Here is a 21,714-nt window from a genome sequence, read left to right on the forward strand (position 1 = left end):
CTACACCTGATTGCCACAGGCGCCAAGGCGACATATGGTGCCGGTACCTATTTTGCCGCCGTCGGGATGGGCGCCTAATATGCCAATGGTCTTGCCGCCGCAACGCGTGAAGGCTGATGGCTCGGACATTTCGATTTCCTCGGTCATGTGTCTGCTGGGCGACGGCAACAGCTTTCAGCCTTGTCGCCGCTTTTCTTCGCTTTCGCCGTCAGCATAAATGCACAGCAATAAGTTCCATGAAAGGACGCAGGCGTAATGCATAGTCCATGTGGCGCTGAGATGTCGCGGCGGGGTGGGCTTCTGGCGTAATCTCCTCCTGCCCGCAGCCACTGCGGCTCGGCGCGAACCGTGCCAGCCCATCGATGACCGCGGTCGAATCAGCGGCAGCCCGGTGACGGAATAAATCGCGTAACGGCATATCCACTGCGAAAGCAATCCGGATAGCTGCCAGGCCGATACTTCCTGGCCATGGCCCGTTCGTCGATCCGCGCGCTGATTTCAGTCACCGCCCCGGTCAATTGGTCGCCTTTGTGCTTGCTGGTCCGATCGGCCTATGGATACGCAACGATTGATGCCATCTTCGCCGGGCAGCCTTCTCTTCATGAACACGACCTTGCCCTCCAACCGGTCATTTGGCTGGACTTTCACCGGCGCCTGCGCGATAGCCGCCATTTTTTATCCTTGGGCCGCTGTCGCGGCGTGCCTGATGGCGATAGTGACACTGACGCGGGTGCGCTGGCTGACGCCACTGAATCGCGCCTGGATGACGTTGGGCGAACTGATCAGCAGGGTCGTCAATCCGCTGGTGCTGGGCCTGATCTTCTTTGCAGTGTTCACGCCGGTGGCCTTCGTCATGCGCCTTGCCGGGCGCGATGTCCTGGCGCGAAAGTGGGATGCCGGTCGCCGCAGTTACTGGAGCGAGCGCGATCCACCCGGTCCTGCCGAAGACAGCTTCAAGAACATGTTCTAAGAGAGCGCAATGGATTTTCTGGCTCGCTTCATCCCTATCCTAGGCGTTATAGCGACAGCGAGGCAACTGCGGTCAGGCTTGCAACGATGAAACGAATTCTTTCGAACCTGCTGTTGGTGGTTGGTGCTTCTGTTCTCGCCGCACTAGTGGCCGAAGCAGTGGTGCGACTGACTCTCAAGGATGAGGCAACCCTGTTCCCTCGCTACCAGACGGATTATCAATACGGACGCTATACCCTGCGCGGGATTCGACCCCATTCGGAATTCTGGCACACCAGCCCCGATGGTCATTGGCGCTATGTGACGAACAACCGCGGATTTCGTGACACGCGCGACTTCGCCTACGGCAAGCCTGCGAACACACGGAGAATTATGGTGCTTGGCGACTCGCATACGCAAGGTTACGAGGTTGGGCAGGATGCGACTTTTTCAGCAGTTCTTGAGCGCTACCTCAGGCATGGCAACCTTCCCACCGAGGTGATCAATTCCGGCGTCTCCGGCTTCAGCACCGCCGAGGAACTCGTCTTCCTCGAAAATGAAGGCGTCAAGTACCAGCCTGACGTGGTCGTACTGGGATTTTACGCAAACGACTTCGAAGACAATTTCAAGGCCGGTTTGTTTCAGCTCGATGGAAAGGGGCAACTTCGCGACTTGAAATATGAGCATATTCCGGGTGTCCGCATCCAGAATTTCATTTACGCAATACCGGGTACGCAATGGTTGAGCGAGAATTCCTATTTCTACTCGCTGTTGTTCAATACCGCCTGGGCTGCCGGCAAGTCGGCCCTTCGCCGTACCGCTGCCCGCAGTGAAGCCAACCAGTCAACGCAGTTATCGACGCAACAAACTCCGGAGTTCGAGTATGCGGTTGCGACCACAGAGTCGATCTCGCCCGCGCAGCACGCGCTTGCGCTGGCCCTGCTCGAACGCATGCAGCATTTCTGCGCCAATCGCGGCATCCGATTGATCGTAGTCGATATCCCCCGCCAAGCCGCACCTTATCGCACGCGGTCCTCGCTGCCTGCCGGACTGATCGCCGAATTGACCGCCATGGGTGTCGAGATTGTAAAAAGCGACGACCTGCTTGCATCCGTCGAAGGAGCTGCCATGTTGCATGTCCCGCACGGACATCATCACATCTCCGAAATTACGCATGCAATGATTGGCGTGGAACTCGGCCGTCGAATTGCTTTCGCGCCGCGGTGATGCTACATCAATGTACCTGGTTGCCCATGTCACGCCCATATCTTCGGCGGCGTCCGCACCTGCTGGTCCGATCGGCCTATGGATACGCAACGATTGGTGCGATCTTCGCCGGGTAGCCTTCTGTTCATGAACATGACCTTGCCTTCCAACCGCTCATTTGGCTGGACTTTCACCGGCGCCTGCGCGATAGCCGCCATTTTTTATCCTTGGGCCGCTGTCGTGGCGTGCCTGACGGCGGTAGTGACACTGACGCGGGTGAGCTGGCTGACGCCACTGAATCGCGCCTGGATGACGTTGGGCGAACTGATCAGCAGGGTCGTCAATCCGCTGGTGCTGGGCCTGATCTTCTTTGCGGTGTTTACGCCGGTGGCCTTCGTCATGCGCCTTGCCGGGCGCGATGTCCTGACGCGAAAGTGGGATGCCGGTCGCCGCAGTTACTGGAGCGAGCGCGATCCGCCCGGTCCTGCCGAAGACAGCTTCAAGAACATGTTCTAGGGAGAAAAACTATGGATTTCGTCGTCCAGATGTGGCATTTCCTCGGCGCGCGGCGCAAGTACTGGTTGCTCCCGATCATCGTCATCAGTGTGGTTCTCGGCGGGCTCCTGGTGCTGGCGCAAGGCTCGGTCTTCGCTCCGTTCATCTACACGCTGTTCTGATGCCATGCGTATCCTCGGTATCTCGGCGTATTACCATGACAGCGCCGCCGCGCTGGTTGAAGACGGACGCGTCGTTGCAGCAGCGCAGGAAGAGCGCTTTACCCGAAAGAAGCACTATTCCGGCTTCCCGCACCACGCGATTCTCTCCTGCCTGCAGACCGCCGGCGCCGGTCCGGGCGATATCGACGCCGTCGCCTTCTACGACAAGCCCTTCCTCAAGTTCGAACGCCTGATCGAGACTTATCTTGCCTTTGCGCCGCGTGGTTTCACTTCTTTCCGCGAGGCGCTGCCGCTCTGGGTCAAGGACAAGCTGTTCCAGCGCAACGAGATCCTGCGCCAGCTGAAGGCGATCGACGCCACCGTCGACTGGGACGACAAGCTGCTGTTCTCGGAGCATCACCTGAGCCACGCAGCCAGTGCCTTCTACCCGTCGCCCTTCGATCATGCCGCGGTCCTGACCATGGACGGCGTCGGCGAGTGGGCGACAACCTCGCTTGCGCTGGGCAACGGGCGCGAGCTCAAGGTCGCTCGCGAGATCCACTTCCCGCACTCGATCGGCCTGCTCTATTCGGCATTCACCTATTACACCGGCTTCAAGGTCAACTCCGGCGAGTACAAGGTCATGGGCCTGGCGCCCTACGGCGAGCCGCGCTACGCGCAGCTGATCCGCGACCGGCTGATCGACATCAAGGACGACGGAAGCTTCCGCCTCAATCTCGACTACTTCGAGTACTGCACCGGCCTTACCATGACAAATGAGAAGTTCGATGCGCTCTTCGGTGGCCCCCCGCGCAAGCCGGAAGATCGCCTGACGCAGCGTGAACTCGATCTGGCGGCGTCGGTCCAGCTGATTACCGAGGAGGTTGTGCTCAAGCTTGCGCGCGGCATCGCGCGCGAGACCGGCGAGCGCAACCTGTGCCTTGCCGGCGGCGTTGCCCTCAACTGCGTTGCCAACGGCAAAGTGCTGCGCGACAAGAGCTTCCAGCATCTGTGGCTGCAACCGGCCGCCGGCGACGCCGGCGGCGCGCTCGGCGCGGCGCTGGTCGCCTACCATCTGCAGCATCGCGGTGAACGCCGGGTGGCCGATGGCCTCGATGCCATGCAAGGCGGCTATCTTGGCCCCGAGTTCTCGGCTACGGACATCAGCTCGCGCCTGACTCGTGCCGGCGCGGTGTTCGAAACCCTTGATGACAATCCGCTGGTCGACGCCTGCGCCCAGTCGCTGGCCGAAGGCAAGGCGCTCGGCTGGTTCCAGGGGCGCATGGAATTCGGCCCGCGCGCGCTGGGCGCGCGTTCAATCCTCGGCGACGCCCGTTCGCCGAGCATGCAGAAGACACTCAACCTCAAGGTCAAGTATCGCGAATCGTTCCGGCCCTTCGCGCCGTCGGTGCTGGCAGAGGATGCTGCCGACTGGTTCGATATCGACGTCGAGAGCCCCTACATGCTGCTCGTCGCCGATGTCGCGCGCGAACGCTGCATCCCGATGACGGAGGCGCAGCAGGCGCTGTTCGGAATCGACAAGCTGAATGTGCCGCGCTCGGCGATCCCCGCGGTGACCCACGTCGATTACTCGGCGCGCATCCAGACCGTGCATAAGGAAACCAACCCGCGCTACCACGACCTGATCTCGAGGTTCAAGGCGAAGACCGGCTGCCCGGTGATCGTCAACACCAGCTTCAACGTGCGCGGCGAACCGATTGTCGGTAGCCCGGAAGATGCGTTCCACTGCTTCATGGGAACCGATATCGAAACCCTTGCCGTCGGCAACTGCTTCCTGAAGAAGGAGTGGCAGAACCCGGCGCTGAAGCAGAACTACGAAAACGCCTTTGAGCTCGACTAGGAATTCCCATGCGCGAAACCGCTTTCCCCGGAATAAAGCGCCTGGCAGTTCCATTCCTGATCGTCGCCGTTGCCGTTCTGGCGGCGCTGCTTCTGTTCGAGATTCTGTTGCGTGGCATCGGTTACAGCGCGCCGATCTGGTATCAGCCAGACCCGCAACTCGGCTGGACCTTGCGTCCGGGCATTGCCGCGTGGGCTACCAGGGAGGGCCGCGCCTATGTCGAGGTGAATGCTGCTGGCTGGCGCGACCAGAACCATCCGCTCGACAAGCCGGCGAACATCTACCGCATTGCTGTGCTCGGCGACTCCTACGCCGAGGCAATGCAGGTTTCACGCGAAGAGACGTTCTGGGCGCTGCTGCCGGAAAAACTCGCGGCCTGCGGTTTCCGGAATGGCAAACAGCGCATCGAAGTGATGAACTTCGGCGTTTCAAGTTACGGCACGGCGCAGGAGTATCTCGTGCTCGAGTCAAAGGCGATGCGCTACCGGCCGGACCTGGTGTTGCTGCAGTTCACGAATGGCAACGATGTCACGAACAACTCGAAAGCGCTTGAAAATAGAAAGATACGACCGTTTTACGTGCTGGACCGCGATGGCGAGCTGCGCCTCGACAATTCCTTTTCCGCGGCGCCGGAATTTCGCGCCAAATTGTCGCCGGCCAGCGAAGCGTTCAGAAAGATGGCGGACATGTCTCGGGTCGCTCAACTGGTCAACGCGGCGCGAACATTGCCGTTGCTGCGCACTGCGAATGCCGCCGACGCAAGAGGTGTCGAGCAGGGCATGGAGCCTGACGTCCTGGCACCGCCGCGCGACCCGCTCTGGGACGAAGCCTGGCGCGTTACCGAGAAACTTGTCGCCAAGACAGACCAATATGCCAAACGCAATGGCGCGCATTTCCTGGTGGTGACAATTCCCTACGCCATTCAGGTGCATCCCGATGCAGCCGTTCGCACCGAACTGCAAAACAGACTCGGCGTCGCGGACCTGTTCTACCCGGACCGGCGTATCACCGGGTTTGCGCACGGCCACGACATCGATGCACTGGCGCTGGCGCCTGAAATGCAACGTCTTGCCGAAAAGCGCAACATCTATTTTCATGGTTTTGCGAATAACGGCATGGGTCGCGGCCACTGGAACGCCGACGGCCATCGCGTCGCCGCCGAACTCATCGCGCAGCATCTTTGCGGACAACAGCCATGACGACCGCTGCGCTGGTTCTGGCCGATGGCACCACATTCCACGGCCGGCTGATGGGCGGGCGACGTTCGGTATCCGGCGAGGTGGTGTTCAACACCGGCATGGTCGGCTATACGGAGGCGCTGACCGATCCCTCCTACCATGGCCAACTACTGTGCCTGACCTATCCGCTTGTCGGCAACTACGGCGTGCCGCCGGACTTCGAATCGACGAAGATCCAGGTCAGCGGCCTCATCGTCTCTGAACTGGCGCTCGAATACAGCCATGCCAGCGCTGCCCGGAGCCTGCCGCAGTGGTTGCGGGCAGAAGGCATTCCATGCCTGACCGGCATCGACACGCGTGCGCTGACGAAACGGCTGCGGCAAGCCGGTTGCATGGCCGGGAAGATCGTTACCGGGATGCGCCCCCTGCCCTTCGCCGCGCCGGACGCCGAGCATTCGGTGGCGGCCGTCAGCGCCGGCCAGCGCGAGGAATACGCCGGCGGCCGCCGCCGTGTCGTGCTCGTCGACTGTGGTGTCAAGTCGAGCATCATCGGCCAGTTGCGGGCGCGCGACCTGACTGTCATACGCGTTCCCTGGGACTACGACTTTCTCGCTGAGGACTTCGCTGCCGTCGTCGTATCCAACGGCCCGGGCGACCCGAGCCAGTGCAGCGCCACGGTACGCAATATCGCGCGCGCAATGCAACTGGAGCGCCCGATCCTCGGCATCTGCCTCGGCCACCAACTGCTGGCGCTGGCAGCGGGGGCATCGACCTACAAGCTCAAGTTCGGACACCGCGGCCACAACCAGCCTTGCCTAGAAGAAGGCACGCAGCGCTGTTTCATCACCTCGCAGAACCATGGCTACGCCGTCGACGCGAGTTCGCTGCCGGCCGGCTGGGTTCCCTGGTTCACCAACGCCAACGACGGCTCGAACGAAGGGATACGGCACAGTTCGCAACCCTTCATGAGCGTGCAGTTCCATCCGGAAGCGGCCCCCGGCCCGGTGGACTGCGAGCCGATTTTCGACCGTTTTGTGGAGTCCATCCGATGAGTGCAAAACCGGGCAAGGTCCTGATTCTGGGCAGCGGTGCGCTGAAGATCGGCGAAGCGGGCGAATTCGACTACTCCGGCAGCCAGGCGATCAAGGCGCTGAAGGAGGAAGGTGTCGTGACGGTGCTGGTGAATCCGAACATCGCGACGATCCAGACATCGGCGACGCTCGCTGACCAGATTTATCTGCTGCCGGTGACGCCGTATTTCGTCGAACAGGTTATCGCACGCGAACGGCCGGACGCGATTGCGCTCGGCTTCGGCGGCCAGACGGCGCTCAATTGCGGTCTCGAACTGGCGCGCGGTGGCGTTCTCGAGCGCTGGCAGGTCGCCGTGTTCGGCACACCGATAGCGGCGATCGAGGCCACCGAGGACCGCGCCATTTTCGCTGCGCGGCTGGCCGAAATCGGCGTCGCCGTACCGCGCAGTGCCGCTGCCACGTCGCTCGAAGAAGCTGTGCTGCTGGCGGCAGGAATCGGTTATCCGGTGATGGTCCGCGTCGCCTACGCCCTTGGCGGGTTGGGCTCGGGCTGGTGTGCGGACGAGCGGCAGTTGCGCCAGCGCGTTGCCAAAGGGCTGGCGCACAGCCCGCAGGTGCTGGTCGAGGAATACCTGGTCGGCTGGAAGGAATTCGAATACGAGGTGGTCCGCGACCGCTTCGACAATTGCATCGTCGTCTGCAACATGGAAAACCTCGACCCGATGGGCATCCATACCGGTGAGAGCATCGTCGTCGCACCGAGCCAGACGCTGAGCAACCGCGAGTATCACCGATTGCGCGAACTGGCGATCCGGGCCGTGCGGCATTTCGGCGTAGTCGGCGAATGCAATATCCAATTCGCCGTCGAGCCGGACTCGGGCGACTACCGCGTCATCGAGATCAACGCCCGTCTGTCGCGCAGTTCGGCACTGGCCTCGAAGGCGACCGGCTATCCTCTGGCCTTCGTCGCCGCCAAGCTCGGCCTCGGCTATAGCCTCACCGAGCTGCCCAACGCCGTTACCCGCGTCACCATGTCCTGTTTCGAGCCTGCGCTCGATTACGTCGTAGTCAAGGCGCCGCGCTGGGATTTGCAGAAATTCCGCAGCACTTCGCAGAGCCTCGGTTCATCGATGAAATCGGTCGGCGAGGTGATGGCCATCGGCCGCAGTTTCGAAGAGGCATTGCAGAAGGCGCTGCGCATGCTCGATGCCGGCGGCGCGCCCGCACACGAGCGGACCGGGCGCCTGTGCCGGGCGGAGATCGAAGGCATCCTGCGCGAGCCGACGCCCGATCGCATTCATGTCGCCGCCGAGGCCCTGCGCCGGGACTGGTCAGTCGCGAAAATCCATGCGCTGTCGCATATCGACTGCTGGTTCCTGCAGAAGATCCGCCGCATCGTCAACATAGAGAAGCGCCTGCGCCGATCAGCAACACCGGCGCTTCTGGCAGAGGCAAAGCGCTGCGGTTTCTCCGATGCGCGCATTGCCGAACTGGGCGGCACCAGCGCAGACGCAGTGCGCGCCCGGCGCCAGGCCTGCGGCATCGTTCCCTATGTCAAGCAGATCGACACGCTCGCCGGCGAATATCCGGCGCTGACCAACTACCTGTATCTGACTCACCACGGCAGCGAGGATGACGTCGCCGCCGGCGACCTGGACGACGCCGTGCTGGTCCTCGGCTCGGGCGCTTACCGCATTGGCAGCTCGGTCGAGTTCGATTGGTGCGGCGTGAACACGGTGCAGGCGTTGCGTCGCATGGGCTACAAGACGATCATGCTGAACAACAACCCCGAAACGGTGAGCACCGATTTCAACGAGTGCGACCGGCTCTACTTCGAGGAAATCACGCTGGAGACCGTGGTCGACATCTGTCAGCGCGAACGGCCGCTCGGCGTCATCGTATCGGTCGGGGGTCAGGTACCGAACAATCTTGCCATGCAGTTGGCGGAGAACGGCATACGCCTGCTCGGCACGCAGGCAAGCGGCATCGACGCTGCCGAAGACCGGCATCAGTTCTCGCGCCTGCTCGACCGCCTCGGCATCCTGCAGCCTGCGTGGCGGGATCTGGTTTCGCTCGAAGACGCAATGGCCTTCGCGGGCAGCGTCGGCTACCCGGTGCTGGTCCGTCCTTCCTATGTGCTCAGCGGCGCTGCCATGGGTGTCGCTGCGAACGACGCCGAGCTCGAGCGTTTCCTGCGCGGCGCCACGACGCTCTCGCCGCTGCATCCGGTCGTCATCAGCAAGTTCCTCGAAAACGCCCGCGAACTCGAGATCGACGCCGTCGCCTGCAACGGCCAGATCGTCGTCGCGGCGGTCTCTGAGCATGTCGAGAACGCCGGCGTGCATTCGGGCGATGCCACCCTGGTGTTGCCGCCGCAGCGCACCTACCTCGAGACCATCCGGCGCATCCGCGCCATATCGGCGCGCATCGCAGCGGCACTGAATATCCACGGCCCCTTCAACATGCAGTTCCTGGCCAAGGCCAACGAAGTCAGCGTCATCGAGTGCAATCTTCGCGCCTCGCGCAGTTTTCCTTTCGTTTCGAAGGTGACGAGGATCAATTTCATCGAAATCGCCGCAGCGGTGATGATGGGGCGTCCAGTCGAAGTGCATAACGGCTCGGTGATCGACCTCGACTACGTCGGCGTCAAGGCGCCACAGTTTTCGTTCATGCGGCTCGAAGGCGCCGACCCGGTGCTCGGCGTCGAAATGGCCTCGACCGGTGAAGTCGGCTGCATTGGCGACGACTTCGAGGAAGCTTTCCTGAAGGCGCTGCTTGCCGTCGGATTTCGCCTGCCAGTAAAGAATGCGTTGCTCTCGACCGGCCCCATCGAAGACAAGGCGGCATTCCTGGAAAGTGCGCGCACCCTGCGCGACTTGGGCATCAACCTGTTCGCGACCGCCGGCACAGCCACCTTCCTCAACGCCAACGGCGTCGGGACCACGCTGCTCCACTGGCCCAGCGAAGGACGCTCGCCGAATACATTGGAATACCTGAGTCAGGGCAAGCTGGATCTGGTCATCAATATCCCGAAGAGCAGCGCCGAGCTCGAATTGTCGAATGATTACCTGATCCGCCGCCACAGCGCGGACTTTGGCATTCCGTTGATCACCAACATCCAGCTCGCGCAGCGTTTTGTCGAGGCCATCGCCAAGAAGCCACTCACCGAACTGCACATCAAGAGCTGGAAGGAATATGCGCCGAATTTGCCGCCGGTGAAGCGAGTCACAGTCCCGGATAGCCAGGTATCGATGCGGCCGGCAGTGCTGAACTAGGCTCGACACCTGTGAGCCGTGCAACAACGTCCGGTTGCCGGCTGCTGATGGTGCAACGCAAGCGCTCAAGCGCGGCCGGATCGAGCTGGAACTGCTTCTGGTATGCGATCGGCGTTATCGGAGACCCAGCCAATTTCGCATGGCGCGCGCGACGCCCGGCGATGGCGCGTGTGGATGAGGACCTCGTGCCCGCCTTCTCAATAAACTGGACTGGTGGGCGATGGCACTTCGCTCGTTGCGGTGGCCTCGGCGGCATGGCTGGCGGCAACGGAATTCTCGTCGGCGAACAGGTTGGTGTCGCCGTTGATTTTGATGATTTCGAAGGCCTCGGCGTACTGGGTGTGGATCTGGTAGCCCCGATACATGGCGCGGCCACGGACTCCTTCCAGCCACCACTCGCCATTTCGTTTCATTTGGCTGGCGTGGGCAAGGATGCTCTGGATCTTGCGGTCGATGTGTTTGGAGACATCGATCAGGTATTGGGCGCGGAAACCGGCAGGCGTGATGCCGCCGGGGATGGTTTGTTCGTACATGTAGACGTTGAAGTTGTTCTTCCGGGTTGCGGCGACGATGCAGCGCGTCACATTCACATGGTCCTGGTGCGAATCCTCGATCCAGTGCGTGAATACCGAATGCGGCCGGAACTGCCTGATGACCGAGTCGACGGCGCCGATGCTGACCCGGTTGTAGCCGAGTTGGTTCGCCTTGATTGGCAGCACGATCACCTCCTTGATGCCGAGAATCGCTGCGGACGCGCGTGCTTCCCTGATGCGGCATTCGCGCTCGTCGGGCACCGTGGCGATGCACGAGTACACGTGGTTGCCACAAGCGGTCAGGCGGCTAACGGTTCCGGCCATGCCGATTTCGATGTCGTCGGGATGTGCGCCGAAGACGATGACGGTCTTGGTGGCGTTGCGTGCTGGAGACGATGGTATGGGCATATCAATATCCTCTCTCGAATGTTTTGCGGGCGCTGGCCGTCAGCCAATCGGGTCAGCTTCCGTTCCTCAGTTAGTAGCCTAATCACATCGTAATAAACATAGTGCAAGGCCGCACGCGTAATTCATGGTCCATTTGGAGTTTGTCGCTAGCTGCCGCGTTGTGGATCGTGCAGCACGAAGGCGAAGATGCCGTTCATGCGGTTGAGGAAGTCGCGAGGCGGGAGTTCGTCATGGAGATAGAGGATCACCTCGCAGTCCGAAGCGGTCTGAAAGTCATGGGGTTGGCGCAATTCCCGGCGCAAGTCCCGGTGATTGTAGATTTCGCCATTGACCGCCAGCACGGCGCCGGTGCGCGTGTCGAGCAGCGGCTGTGCGCCGTGCTCGACGTCCACGATGGAGAGCCGCTCATGGGCCAGAATGGCGTGGGCATCGCTGTAGATGCCGCTCCAGTCGGGACCGCGATGGCGGATTTTCAGGGCCATGGCGAGGGCAATTTTGCGCATATGGCCCACAGTGGCATGCCCGGGATCAAGGTTCAGAATGGCGACGAGTCCACACATGGCAGTTTTATCCTCCGGCAATTTGGGAAGGTACGATGGCGAACGCGTATTTTCAGGTTCATATCGTGATTTCCTCGCGCCCGCCGAGATCGGCGGACGGTATCTGCGACGGCGCCAGCCACGCCAGTTTGTCGATGACCTCAGCCAGCCCGGCGACCGTCGGGTGTTCGAATAGATTGCGCAGCGGAAGATCCACGGCGAAGACTTCCCGGATGCGCGACACAATCTTGATCGCCATCAACGACTGCCCGCCCAGGTCGAAGAAATCGTCGTGGATGTCGATGTGCTCCAGGTTCAGGAGCTTCATCCAAATCGCGGCAAGCTCCCGCTCGAGTTCGGTTCGCGGCGCGATGAATCGAGCGGCGACCGCAACATCGGCGTAAGTCACCGCCGGCAGGGCGTTACGGTCGATCTTGCCGTTCCGGGTTAGCGGAAACGCATCAAGAAAGACACATTGCGCCGGCACCATGTAGTCGGGCAGCCGTTGTTTCAGAAAATCCTTCACCGCGGCGGCCGTGGGCGGAGCCTCTTTGCCGGGAACAACGTAGGCCACCAGTTGCCGGTTACCCGGTTCATCCTCGCGGGCCACTACGGCGCAGGACTGGACGCCTGGATGGGCGGCAAGGTTCACCTCGATTTCGCCCAGTTCGATGCGGTAGCCGCGTATCTTCACCTGACTATCGATCCGTCCCAGGTATTCAAGAATTCCATCCGGACGGTAACGAGCCAGATCGCCCGTCTTGTAGAGGCGCGCGTCGACCACGCCGGAAAATGGATCTGCCAGGAATTTCTCCGCGGTGAGTTGCGGCCGATTGAGGTAGCCGCGTGCCACGCCGGCGCCACCGATGTACAGTTCGCCGGCGACACCGGGCAACACGGGCTGCAGATCGGCGTCCAACACATAAAGGCAGGTATTGGCAATCGGGCGGCCTATGGGGACCGAGCCGCTGTGCGGGTCTTCGGGCTGCACTTCGTACACGCAGCAGCCGACCACGGTTTCGGTCGGACCATATTCGTTGATCAGGCGGGTAGCCGGAGCATGCTGTCGCCACAGACGCAGGTTTTCGGCCAGCAGGTTCTCGCCGCCAATGACAAAAGCATTGCTCATCTGTGCGACTTCGTGCGGAGCAAGTTGCTGGCCGAGCAGTTCCAGGTGAGCTGGTGTGATCTTGACCAGGCCGCGGTTCTTGCGCCGCCGCAAGGCTGCGAGGAGATTCTGTGCCCCGACCTCTTCCGGCAGCAACTCGACATGCCCGCCGACAAGAAGCGGCGGATAGAGGCTGGTCACCGTCAAATCGAAGGAGATGGACGAATGCACCGGAACGGACGCGCCCTCTTCCAGCCCGTAAGCGCCGATGGCCCAGCACAGGTAGTTGACCAGGCCGCCGTGGAGGATCATCGCACCCTTGGGCTGCCCGGTCGATCCCGAGGTATATATGACATAGGCGAGATTGTCCGGACTGGCCGTGGTCACCGGATTGGTTGCGCTTTCCAGCGCGATTGCCTGCCAGTCGGTATCCAGGCAGACGGCCTCGGCGCCGGATTCGGCGAACAGGTGCCGGGACTTTCGTTCAGTGAGCAGCAGGCGCAAGCCGGCGTCGCGTGCCATGAAGTCCAGCCGTTCCGGCGGATAGGTCGGATCGAGCGGCACATAGGCGGCACCCGATTTCAGGACGCCCAACAGGCCCACCACCATTTCCGGCGAACGCTCGAGACAGACGCCGACCAGGACCTCGGGCCCGACGCCGCGCCGGCGCAGATAATGGGCGACCTGGTTGGCCCGCTCGTTGAGTTGCCGGTAACTCAGTTGCCGTTCACCAAAAACCACAGCCACGGCATCCGGCGTGCGCGCCACCTGCTGCTCGAACAATTCGTGTACGCAAACATTCGGCATTGGCAATGTCGTATCCGCCGCCTCGACGGCGCGCGATAGGACGGTATCGGAAGTAGCCATGGTGTCCATCCAGTCACCTTTTTCATGATTTTGTTCGAACCGACATAGATGCGTTTACATGTCGATATGATCAAATGCCCAAGATATGTTCGCCGTCGTTCTCTACCTGCCTGACTGTACCCAGCGACGGGTCGGCTTTGCTCTGCCGGCCCGGCGCATACCGTTTGGTGCCGGCCTCCGCATTTCGGAAAAGCTCGGCAAACGCCGCGGCGTAGGGTTCCAACAGCATGTTGAAGCCATCGCAGCTATCCGGCCCGCAATATTTCTCCATCCGCTGCGCCGCCGCGTCCGGCCAGCGCAGCGTTCCGCTGTCGGCTCGCCGCCATTCTTCGTTGGGCAGGAACAGCACAGCACGACCCGCGAAGGTTTGCGGGGTATAGCGGCGGACAGCGCTCAGGGTGGTTCTTTCGACCGTGGTGCGGCGAAGCAGAACCGGGTCGGCCGCGGCCAGGCGCGCGGCTTCGCTGCGCTGCCGATGTTGCTGTCGTTTGGCGCTCACGTAAGCGCGCCGCTCCTTCCAGGATAATGAGATCAGCGCTTGCGCATGCTTTTTCAGGTGTGCCACCTTTTCACGCAGTTGCGGCAGGCGTCGGTACCAGGTCGGGTAAGGGCTGCCGAAAAGGGCGACAAAGGGAATCGTGGCCCCCTGCCGGCTGAGTTGCCGCGCCAGTTCGAAAGCAATCGTGCCACCGGCACAGTAGCCGGCGATGACATACGGGCCTTCGGGACAAAAGGCGCGGATTTGCGCGGCGAAGTAGGCGGCCAGATCCTCGACTGACGCGAGCGGCTCGCTTTGGCCATCGAGTCCCGGCGGCTGCAGCCCGAAGAAGGGTTGATCGTCGCCCAGATGTTGCACCAGGGCACGGTAGCAAAACACGTCGCCGTTGTGGCCTGGCGCAGCGAACACCGCAGGCCGTGCGCCATGCGGCTGGAGCGGCACGATGGCCGGCTGCTGGCGGGCAAGCGCCTCGGCCGCGTGCAGGAATTCGAGGACATCGTCCTTGTACTGGCGCAGTTGTTCGCGCAATTTCGGCACCAGTGCGCCAGCCGGCGCGCTGCACCGCAACTGCTCGCCATCCGCCCAGACCCGGATGTCGCGGTGGCGCAATTCGGCAAGCAAGGCCGCTACGCTCACAGATCGATCTCCTCCCGGTCGCAGGTACCGTGGCTGGGCGCCTGCGCCAGCCACACCAGTCCGTCGACGACCTCGGCCAGTCCGGCGACCGTCGAATGATCGAAAAGATTGCGCAGCGGCAGATTCACGCCGAAGGCATCGCGGATGCGCGACACGAGTTTCATCGCCATCAACGACTGGCCGCCCAGGTCGAAGAAATCGTCGTCGACGCCGACGCTATCGAGCTTCAGCATTTCCGCCCAGATGGCCGCGATCGCTCTCTCGGTCTCCGTGCGCGGCATGACGGAGTCGTTTGCCGGCGTCGCCCGGCTCGCGCCGGACCAGGGCGGCAGCGCCTGGCGATCGATCTTGCCGTTTGCCGTCAGCGGGAATGCGTCGAGCATGATGAAGGCCGACGGGACCATGTATTCGGGCAGCGCTGCGCGAATGAGTGCACGCAACTGATTGGATAGGTCTGCAGGAGGATGATCGGCGACGAGATAGGCCACGAGAAGTTTCTCCGCGTCGTCGCCGCGCGCCACCACCACGGAGGCACGAACAGCGGGATGCTTGGCAATCGCGGTCTCGATTTCCGCCGGCTCGATGCGAAAGCCGCGGATCTTGATTTGATGGTCGATCCGCCCCAGGCACTCCAGGCGGCCGTCCGGCATCCACCGCGCCCAGTCACCGGTGCGATAAAGCCTGGCCCCATCGATCCCGGAAAGCCGGTCGGGAACGAACCTCTCGGCGGTCAGATCGGGGCGTTTCCAGTAGCCGCGCGCCAAGCCAATGCCGCCGATGCAAAGCTCTCCGACCACCCCCACCGGCACCGGTTCGAAGTAGTCATCGAGTACCCACAGCTGGGTATTCGCTATTGGCTGTCCAATCGAGATCGCTCCAGCGCCAGGTTCGACACGCCAGATGGAGGACCACACCGTGGTCTCTGTCGGCCCATACATATTCCATACCTCGCCTGCGAGTTGCAGCAGCTGATCGGCCAGATCGCGCTTCAGCGCCTCGCCGCCGCACAAGACTTTCAGGCCCGGCGTTCCCTCCCATCCGGAATCGATCAGCATGCGCCACGTTGCCGGCGTCGCCTGCATCACTGTCGCGCCAGACGATGACAAGCGCGCCATCAGACGTTGGCCGTCCCGAGTCTCGTCGCGGCTGGCAAGCATCACCTTGGCTCCCTTGATCAGAGGCAAATACAACTCCAGTGCCGCAATATCGAATGCCAAAGTCGTTACCGAGAGCAGCACGTCGGATTCGCTCAATCCGGGCGCCTGCCCCATCGACTCGAGCAGGTTCACCAAGGCGCGACTAGTCACGGCAACCCCTTTTGGACGTCCGGTCGATCCCGAGGTATATATGACATAGGCGAGATTGTCCGGACTGGCCGTGGTCACCGGATTGGTTGCGCTTTCCAGCGCGATTGCCTGCCAGTCGGTATCCAGGCAGACGGCCTCGGCGCCGGATTCGGCGAACAGGTGCCGGGACTTTCGTTCAGTGAGCAGCAGGCGCAAGCCGGCGTCGCGTGCCATGAAGTCCAGCCGTTCCGGCGGATAGGTCGGATCGAGCGGCACATAGGCGGCACCCGATTTCAGGACGCCCAACAGGCCCACCACCATTTCCGGCGAACGCTCGAGACAGACGCCGACCAGGACCTCGGGCCCGACGCCGCGCCGGCGCAGATAATGGGCGACCTGGTTGGCCCGCTCGTTGAGTTGCCGGTAACTCAGTTGCCGTTCACCAAAAACCACAGCCACGGCATCCGGCGTGCGCGCCACCTGCTGCTCGAACAATTCGTGTACGCAAACATTCGGCATTGGCAATGTCGTATCCGCCGCCTCGACGGCGCGCGATAGGACGGTATCGGAAGTAGCCATGGTGTCCATCCAGTCACCTTTTTCATGATTTTGTTCGAACCGACATAGATGCGTTTACATGTCGATATGATCAAATGCCCAAGATATGTTCGCCGTCGTTCTCTACCTGCCTGACTGTACCCAGCGACGGGTCGGCTTTGCTCTGCCGGCCCGGCGCATACCGTTTGGTGCCGGCCTCCGCATTTCGGAAAAGCTCGGCAAACGCCGCGGCGTAGGGTTCCAACAGCATGTTGAAGCCATCGCAGCTATCCGGCCCGCAATATTTCTCCATCCGCTGCGCCGCCGCGTCCGGCCAGCGCAGCGTTCCGCTGTCGGCTCGCCGCCATTCTTCGTTGGGCAGGAACAGCACAGCACGACCCGCGAAGGTTTGCGGGGTATAGCGGCGGACAGCGCTCAGGGTGGTTCTTTCGACCGTGGTGCGGCGAAGCAGAACCGGGTCGGCCGCGGCCAGGCGCGCGGCTTCGCTGCGCTGCCGATGTTGCTGTCGTTTGGCGCTCACGTAAGCGCGCCGCTCCTTCCAGGATAATGAGATCAGCGCTTGCGCATGCTTTTTCAGGTGTGCCACCTTTTCACGCAGTTGCGGCAGGCGTCGGTACCAGGTCGGGTAAGGGCTGCCGAAAAGGGCGACAAAGGGAATCGTGGCCCCCTGCCGGCTGAGTTGCCGCGCCAGTTCGAAAGCAATCGTGCCACCGGCACAGTAGCCGGCGATGACATACGGGCCTTCGGGACAAAAGGCGCGGATTTGCGCGGCGAAGTAGGCGGCCAGATCCTCGACTGACGCGAGCGGCTCGCTTTGGCCATCGAGTCCCGGCGGCTGCAGCCCGAAGAAGGGTTGATCGTCGCCCAGATGTTGCACCAGGGCACGGTAGCAAAACACGTCGCCGTTGTGGCCTGGCGCAGCGAACACCGCAGGCCGTGCGCCATGCGGCTGGAGCGGCACGATGGCCGGCTGCTGGCGGGCAAGCGCCTCGGCCGCGTGCAGGAATTCGAGGACATCGTCCTTGTACTGGCGCAGTTGTTCGCGCAATTTCGGCACCAGTGCGCCAGCCGGCGCGCTGCACCGCAACTGCTCGCCATCCGCCCAGACCCGGATGTCGCGGTGGCGCAATTCGGCAAGCAAGGCCGCTACGCTCACAGATCGATCTCCTCCCGGTCGCAGGTACCGTGGCTGGGCGCCTGCGCCAGCCACACCAGTCCGTCGACGACCTCGGCCAGTCCGGCGACCGTCGAATGATCGAAAAGATTGCGCAGCGGCAGATTCACGCCGAAGGCATCGCGGATGCGCGACACGAGTTTCATCGCCATCAACGACTGGCCGCCCAGGTCGAAGAAATCGTCGTCGACGCCGACGCTATCGAGCTTCAGCATTTCCGCCCAGATGGCCGCGATCGCTCTCTCGGTCTCCGTGCGCGGCATGACGGAGTCGTTTGCCGGCGTCGCCCGGCTCGCGCCGGACCAGGGCGGCAGCGCCTGGCGATCGATCTTGCCGTTTGCCGTCAGCGGCAGCTTTTCCAGCAGTACAAATGCCGCAGGCATCATATAAGCAGGCAGGCGTTTCTTCAGATGATTGCGCAGTGTCACGGGTGTCAGGATTTCCGCGTCCGCGGCGGGCAGGGTGCGCCGGTGCTCTTCGGCACTCTGTTGTTGTAAGAGGCGATGCTCCGCCGAAGGCCGTATGGCATATACGTAACAGAGTTCCGTCCTGCTCAGCAACGGGTCCTGCTCGACCAGCATCTCGAAGCCGTACAACTCGAGCAGGCTTAAAATCGGCCCCAGGTTGCTGTCCAGGTCAACCTCGATGACCAGTTGGCGAATTTTCGGCCAATCGTCGGGGCTGATGCCCATCAGTACATCCAGCTCGCTTTTTTCGACATTGACTTTGAGCAGGTCGATGCGGTCGATGCCCTCGTCGGCGATTATGCTGGACAGGGTTCGCAGCTGGGTGGAGACCGTCTTGGTCTTGAGCTTGTCGTCGATCAATTCACTGATTTCCTGCGTCCACGTCTCATTGTTCAGCGACTCGTCCGACTGGTTGAGAACATAGTTCTTGACCACGTCTTGTTCCGTCGCCGCATCGGCATAGAACCCGGATAGCAGCGACATGCCCTCGAAGAACGTCAGCTCCGCCGATTTGTTCTCGCTTGACAGGCCCAGCGGCAGACACTTCACCGAACTGCCCCAGACCATGGCGTTGGCCTTCAGGCATGCAAACGCGGCCGGGTTGGGCTCGAATGAAATCACCTTCAGGTTGCGCGCCAGCCGGCTGGCAAACACTGTAAACAGCCCGATGTTGGCGCCGGCATCGACAATGCAGTCGCCGTCTTCGATGGTGATGCCGTGACGCAGATAGGCTTGCAGGACGAAGATTTCGTTGTAGATATAGTCCGTTTCGTTCCGGTTCAGATGTGCCACGGGCGAGCCATCGGGCAATACATGCAGTGCATTGCCTTCCCATAGCGGTTGATCCATGCGCTTGGGCACCACATAGGCGACCAGCTGCTTGACGTCGGGCTCATCCTCGCGCGCCATGACGAGGGCCTCGCGCACGCCACCCTGCGCGCGCAGCGCCGCTTCGATTTCGCCGAGTTCCACCCTATTGCCATGGATTTTGACCTGCTGGTCGATGCGCCCGCAAAACTCGATGTTTCCATCCGGCAGGTAACGCGCCAGGTCGCCGCTCCGATACAGACGCTGTTCCGGATCAGGGCTGAATGGATCCGCCACGAATTTCTCGGCAGTTAGTTCCGGACGCCGCAGGTAGCCACGCGCTACGCCGCGGCCGCCGATGCACAATTCACCGGGTACACCAACCGGCACCGGCCGCCCTTGCTCGTCGAGCAGGTAGATGCGGCTGTTGGGCAGCGGCCGACCCAAAGGCAGAGTACCGGATTGCGTTGCCGGCAAGGGTGCCGCAACATGATAGGTCAATACTCCGACCGTCGTTTCCGTCGGGCCGTAATGGTTGTAGATTTTGCATTGCGGCGCCAGGCGCCGCAATTGCTCGATCCATTCGAGACGCGACGCTTCACCACCCAGTATCAGGTGGCTTTTCGGCATGACCTGCTCCGGATGTTGCCCGCTTTGCAAAGCGGCCAGATGAGAAGGGACGATCTTTAGCACGTCGATCTGCTCCCGCTGGAAGTACTCCGCCAGCAACGCCTGGCTCTCGGTACGCTCCCGGGCGATGACATGCAGGCAGCCGCCGGTCGCCAGCGCCGGGAAAATCACGGTATTCCCGAGGTCGGCGGCGATGGTCGACACCGTGGCGTGATGCATGCCAGGCCTGAACTGCAAGCGTTCGGCAACACCCAGTACGTAATTGACAATATTGTGATGTTCGATGGCGACGCCTTTAGGGCGGCCGGTCGAGCCACTCGTATAAATCACATAGGCGAGATTTCCCGGCTCGACGGCGCTGGCGCAGAGTGGTGCAATTTCGGCATCACCCCAGCCAAATGAATCCAGGCAAACTATTGGTGCAGCCTTCGCCGGCAGGCTGGAAACAAGGCTGGTTTGCGTCAGCAGCAATCTGACACCGGCATCTTCGAGCATGAAGACAATGCGCTCCGGCGGAAACGAAGCATCGATCGGTAAATAGGCCGCACCCGCCTTGAGGATACCCAGCATGCCCACCACCATCTCCAGTGAGCGCTCGACGAACAGCCCGATTGGCGTATCCGCACCGGCGCCAAGTTGTTGCAGATGATGCGCGAGTCGATTGGCGCGACGATTGAGTTCGCTGTAGCTCAGGCGTTGCTGTTCGAATACCAATGCCATTTGAGCCGGAGTGCGCGCCGCCTGCCGTTCGAACAACTGGTGCAAGGCGAGTCCAGCCGCCGGATAGGCCACGGACGTGTCATTCCACGCCGCCGATGATTGCTGGTCGCCCGCTTCAGAGAGCGACGCGGGCGCAGCCCGGCCGCGCTCCAGAGAAAAGTCTTTCGCCTGAGTCAATGTCATAGTGACCATCCGATGATCTCTTTCATGATTTCGTTCGAGCCTGCATAGATGCGCTGCACGCGGCTGTCGGCCCACATGCGCGCAATCGGGTATTCCATCATGTAGCCGTAGCCGCCATGCAATTGCAGGCACTCGTCGACGACGCGACACTGGCATTCTGTGAGCCAATACTTGGCCATGGCCGTGGTGGTGTCGTCGAGCTGGCCGGCCATGTAACGCTCAATGCAGTTGTCGATGAAGACGCGGCCGATATGCGCTTCGGTCCTGCATTCGGCTAACTTGAAACGCGTATTCTGGAAATCCAGTAGCGGCTTGCCGAACACCATGCGCTCCTGCACGTAACGGCTGGTGATGGCTACCGCCCGTTCCGCCGTGGTGACGGCGTTGACACCGATCGTAAGGCGTTCACAGGGCAATTGTTCCATCATTTGTGAAAAGCCCCGGCCTTCGACGCCGCCGAGCAGATGCGCGACCGGTACCGATACCTCGTCGAAGAACAACTCGCAGGTATCATGCTCGTGCATGCCGACTTTTTCGAGCGGGTGGCCGACCCGGTAGCCGGCCAGATTCGCGGTTTCGACGAGGAGCAGCGAGATGCCCTTGATGGCGGGTACCGTGGCATCGGTCTTGACGGCCAGGCAGACGAGGCCGGCAAGCAAACCGTTGCTGATGAAGGTTTTGGCGCCGTTGATGACGTAGCGGTCGCCAACACGGCGCGCACTGGTCTTGATGGCTTGCACATCGGAGCCGGCGCTGGGCTCGGTCATGGCGATGGCGCCGACCATTTCGCCGCGCGCCATGGCGGGAAGCCAGCGGCGCTTCTGCTCCTCGCTGCCATACTTCAGCAAGTAGCGGGCGACGATGCTCTGATTGGCGGTACCGAAATTAATACCCGCCTGCGCTAATTCCTCAATGACGACGCATTCGTGGGCGAAGCTGCCGCCGCCGCCGCCGTAGGTTTCCGGCACGTCTGGCAGCAGCATGCCCATCGCGCCGGCGGCCCGCCAGGCCTCGGTATCTGGAGACCGCTGATGGCACCAGCGCGCCTGCTGCGGCAGGAATTCATTCTGGATGAACTTTCTCAGCGTTGCGCGAAATAGCTGCAACTCTTCATTCATCCACGGGGACTGGTAGGTGGCCATGT

General features: G+C 61.9%; 17 protein-coding genes. 8 read left to right on the top strand and 9 right to left on the bottom strand.

Features of this window, described 5'->3' with window-relative positions; all coding sequences use genetic code 11:
• Positions 1–129 (bottom strand): hypothetical protein, encoded by a 129-nt coding sequence (locus K5E80_RS16915; protein ID WP_281420196.1) that lies wholly within the window; start codon positions 127–129, stop codon positions 1–3.
• 472 nt (positions 130–601) lie between these two features.
• Here K5E80_RS16915 and K5E80_RS03935 point away from each other — a divergent pair, with 472 nt between their 5' ends.
• The 8 genes from K5E80_RS03935 (at position 602) to carB (ending at position 10,155) form a co-directional block, all read left to right on the top strand.
• On the top strand, positions 602–970 hold the full coding sequence (locus tag K5E80_RS03935; protein WP_220634933.1) for an SxtJ family membrane protein: 369 nt from the start codon (positions 602–604) through the stop codon (positions 968–970).
• Positions 971–1,056: 86 nt separating this feature from the next.
• Complete coding sequence (locus K5E80_RS03940) at positions 1,057–2,175, top strand: SGNH/GDSL hydrolase family protein (RefSeq protein ID WP_220634934.1); 1,119 nt, start codon at positions 1,057–1,059, stop codon at positions 2,173–2,175.
• Positions 2,176–2,301: 126 nt separating this feature from the next.
• On the top strand, positions 2,302–2,670 hold the full coding sequence (locus K5E80_RS03945; RefSeq protein ID WP_220634935.1) for an SxtJ family membrane protein: 369 nt from the start codon (positions 2,302–2,304) through the stop codon (positions 2,668–2,670).
• Positions 2,671–2,681: 11 nt separating this feature from the next.
• Positions 2,682–2,831: a DUF5989 family protein gene (locus tag K5E80_RS03950; protein WP_220634936.1), complete on the top strand. Its 150-nt coding sequence runs from the start codon at positions 2,682–2,684 to the stop codon at positions 2,829–2,831.
• A 4-nt stretch (positions 2,832–2,835) separates the two neighbouring features.
• A complete protein-coding gene (locus tag K5E80_RS03955; RefSeq protein ID WP_220634937.1) occupies positions 2,836–4,671 on the top strand; it encodes a carbamoyltransferase family protein in 1,836 nt (611 codons plus the stop codon).
• An 8-nt stretch (positions 4,672–4,679) separates the two neighbouring features.
• A complete protein-coding gene (locus K5E80_RS03960; protein WP_220634938.1) occupies positions 4,680–5,870 on the top strand; it encodes an SGNH/GDSL hydrolase family protein in 1,191 nt (396 codons plus the stop codon).
• The gene (gene carA, locus K5E80_RS03965) at positions 5,867–6,901 is read left to right on the top strand and encodes a glutamine-hydrolyzing carbamoyl-phosphate synthase small subunit (RefSeq protein ID WP_220634939.1); all 1,035 of its coding nucleotides are present in this window, start codon (positions 5,867–5,869) and stop codon (positions 6,899–6,901) included. The genes K5E80_RS03960 and carA overlap by 4 nt, the downstream gene beginning before the upstream one ends.
• Positions 6,898–10,155 (top strand): carbamoyl-phosphate synthase (glutamine-hydrolyzing) large subunit, encoded by a 3,258-nt coding sequence (gene carB / locus K5E80_RS03970; RefSeq protein WP_220634940.1) that lies wholly within the window; start codon positions 6,898–6,900, stop codon positions 10,153–10,155. Before carA ends, carB begins: the two co-directional genes overlap by 4 nt.
• A 197-nt stretch (positions 10,156–10,352) precedes the next feature.
• Here carB and K5E80_RS03975 read toward each other — a convergent pair whose 3' ends face one another.
• The 8 genes from K5E80_RS03975 to K5E80_RS04010 form a co-directional block, all read right to left on the bottom strand.
• Complete coding sequence (locus K5E80_RS03975; protein ID WP_220634941.1) at positions 10,353–11,096, bottom strand: PIG-L deacetylase family protein; 744 nt, start codon at positions 11,094–11,096, stop codon at positions 10,353–10,355.
• Between the two features lie 146 nt (positions 11,097–11,242).
• Positions 11,243–11,656, bottom strand: a complete 414-nt coding sequence (locus tag K5E80_RS03980) for a hypothetical protein (RefSeq protein ID WP_220634942.1) — start codon at positions 11,654–11,656, stop codon at positions 11,243–11,245.
• 58 nt (positions 11,657–11,714) lie between these two features.
• A complete protein-coding gene (locus K5E80_RS03985; protein WP_220634943.1) occupies positions 11,715–13,610 on the bottom strand; it encodes a non-ribosomal peptide synthetase in 1,896 nt (631 codons plus the stop codon).
• 70 nt (positions 13,611–13,680) lie between these two features.
• A complete protein-coding gene (locus K5E80_RS03990) occupies positions 13,681–14,745 on the bottom strand; it encodes a thioesterase domain-containing protein (protein ID WP_220634944.1) in 1,065 nt (354 codons plus the stop codon).
• Positions 14,742–16,610, bottom strand: a complete 1,869-nt coding sequence (locus K5E80_RS03995; protein ID WP_220634945.1) for a non-ribosomal peptide synthetase — start codon at positions 16,608–16,610, stop codon at positions 14,742–14,744. The genes K5E80_RS03990 and K5E80_RS03995 overlap by 4 nt, the downstream gene beginning before the upstream one ends.
• Positions 16,611–16,680: 70 nt before the next feature.
• The gene (locus tag K5E80_RS04000; RefSeq protein WP_220634944.1) at positions 16,681–17,745 is read right to left on the bottom strand and encodes a thioesterase domain-containing protein; all 1,065 of its coding nucleotides are present in this window, start codon (positions 17,743–17,745) and stop codon (positions 16,681–16,683) included.
• Positions 17,742–20,570, bottom strand: a complete 2,829-nt coding sequence (locus tag K5E80_RS04005; protein ID WP_220634946.1) for an amino acid adenylation domain-containing protein — start codon at positions 20,568–20,570, stop codon at positions 17,742–17,744. The genes K5E80_RS04000 and K5E80_RS04005 overlap by 4 nt, the downstream gene beginning before the upstream one ends.
• Positions 20,567–21,712, bottom strand: coding sequence for an acyl-CoA dehydrogenase family protein (locus tag K5E80_RS04010; protein WP_220634947.1), 1,146 nt, complete (start codon positions 21,710–21,712; stop codon positions 20,567–20,569). The genes K5E80_RS04005 and K5E80_RS04010 overlap by 4 nt, the downstream gene beginning before the upstream one ends.
• Positions 21,713–21,714: the final 2 nt, after the last annotated feature.

Origin of the sequence: Georgfuchsia toluolica (genome assembly GCF_907163265.1) — a bacterium.
GTDB lineage: Bacteria > Pseudomonadota > Gammaproteobacteria > Burkholderiales > Rhodocyclaceae > Georgfuchsia > Georgfuchsia toluolica.

Coding starts and splice junctions, on each gene's coding strand:
- K5E80_RS16915 (WP_281420196.1), bottom strand. CDS start 129: ATGTCCGAGCCATCAGCCTTCACGCGTTGCGGCGGCAAGACCATTGGC.
- K5E80_RS03935 (WP_220634933.1), top strand. CDS start 602: ATGAACACGACCTTGCCCTCCAACCGGTCATTTGGCTGGACTTTCACC.
- K5E80_RS03940 (WP_220634934.1), top strand. CDS start 1,057: ATGAAACGAATTCTTTCGAACCTGCTGTTGGTGGTTGGTGCTTCTGTT.
- K5E80_RS03945 (WP_220634935.1), top strand. CDS start 2,302: ATGAACATGACCTTGCCTTCCAACCGCTCATTTGGCTGGACTTTCACC.
- K5E80_RS03950 (WP_220634936.1), top strand. CDS start 2,682: ATGGATTTCGTCGTCCAGATGTGGCATTTCCTCGGCGCGCGGCGCAAG.
- K5E80_RS03955 (WP_220634937.1), top strand. CDS start 2,836: ATGCGTATCCTCGGTATCTCGGCGTATTACCATGACAGCGCCGCCGCG.
- K5E80_RS03960 (WP_220634938.1), top strand. CDS start 4,680: ATGCGCGAAACCGCTTTCCCCGGAATAAAGCGCCTGGCAGTTCCATTC.
- carA (WP_220634939.1), top strand. CDS start 5,867: ATGACGACCGCTGCGCTGGTTCTGGCCGATGGCACCACATTCCACGGC.
- carB (WP_220634940.1), top strand. CDS start 6,898: ATGAGTGCAAAACCGGGCAAGGTCCTGATTCTGGGCAGCGGTGCGCTG.
- K5E80_RS03975 (WP_220634941.1), bottom strand. CDS start 11,096: ATGCCCATACCATCGTCTCCAGCACGCAACGCCACCAAGACCGTCATC.
- K5E80_RS03980 (WP_220634942.1), bottom strand. CDS start 11,656: ATGTGTGGACTCGTCGCCATTCTGAACCTTGATCCCGGGCATGCCACT.
- K5E80_RS03985 (WP_220634943.1), bottom strand. CDS start 13,610: ATGGCTACTTCCGATACCGTCCTATCGCGCGCCGTCGAGGCGGCGGAT.
- K5E80_RS03995 (WP_220634945.1), bottom strand. CDS start 16,610: ATGGCTACTTCCGATACCGTCCTATCGCGCGCCGTCGAGGCGGCGGAT.
- K5E80_RS04005 (WP_220634946.1), bottom strand. CDS start 20,570: ATGACATTGACTCAGGCGAAAGACTTTTCTCTGGAGCGCGGCCGGGCT.
- K5E80_RS04010 (WP_220634947.1), bottom strand. CDS start 21,712: ATGGCCACCTACCAGTCCCCGTGGATGAATGAAGAGTTGCAGCTATTT.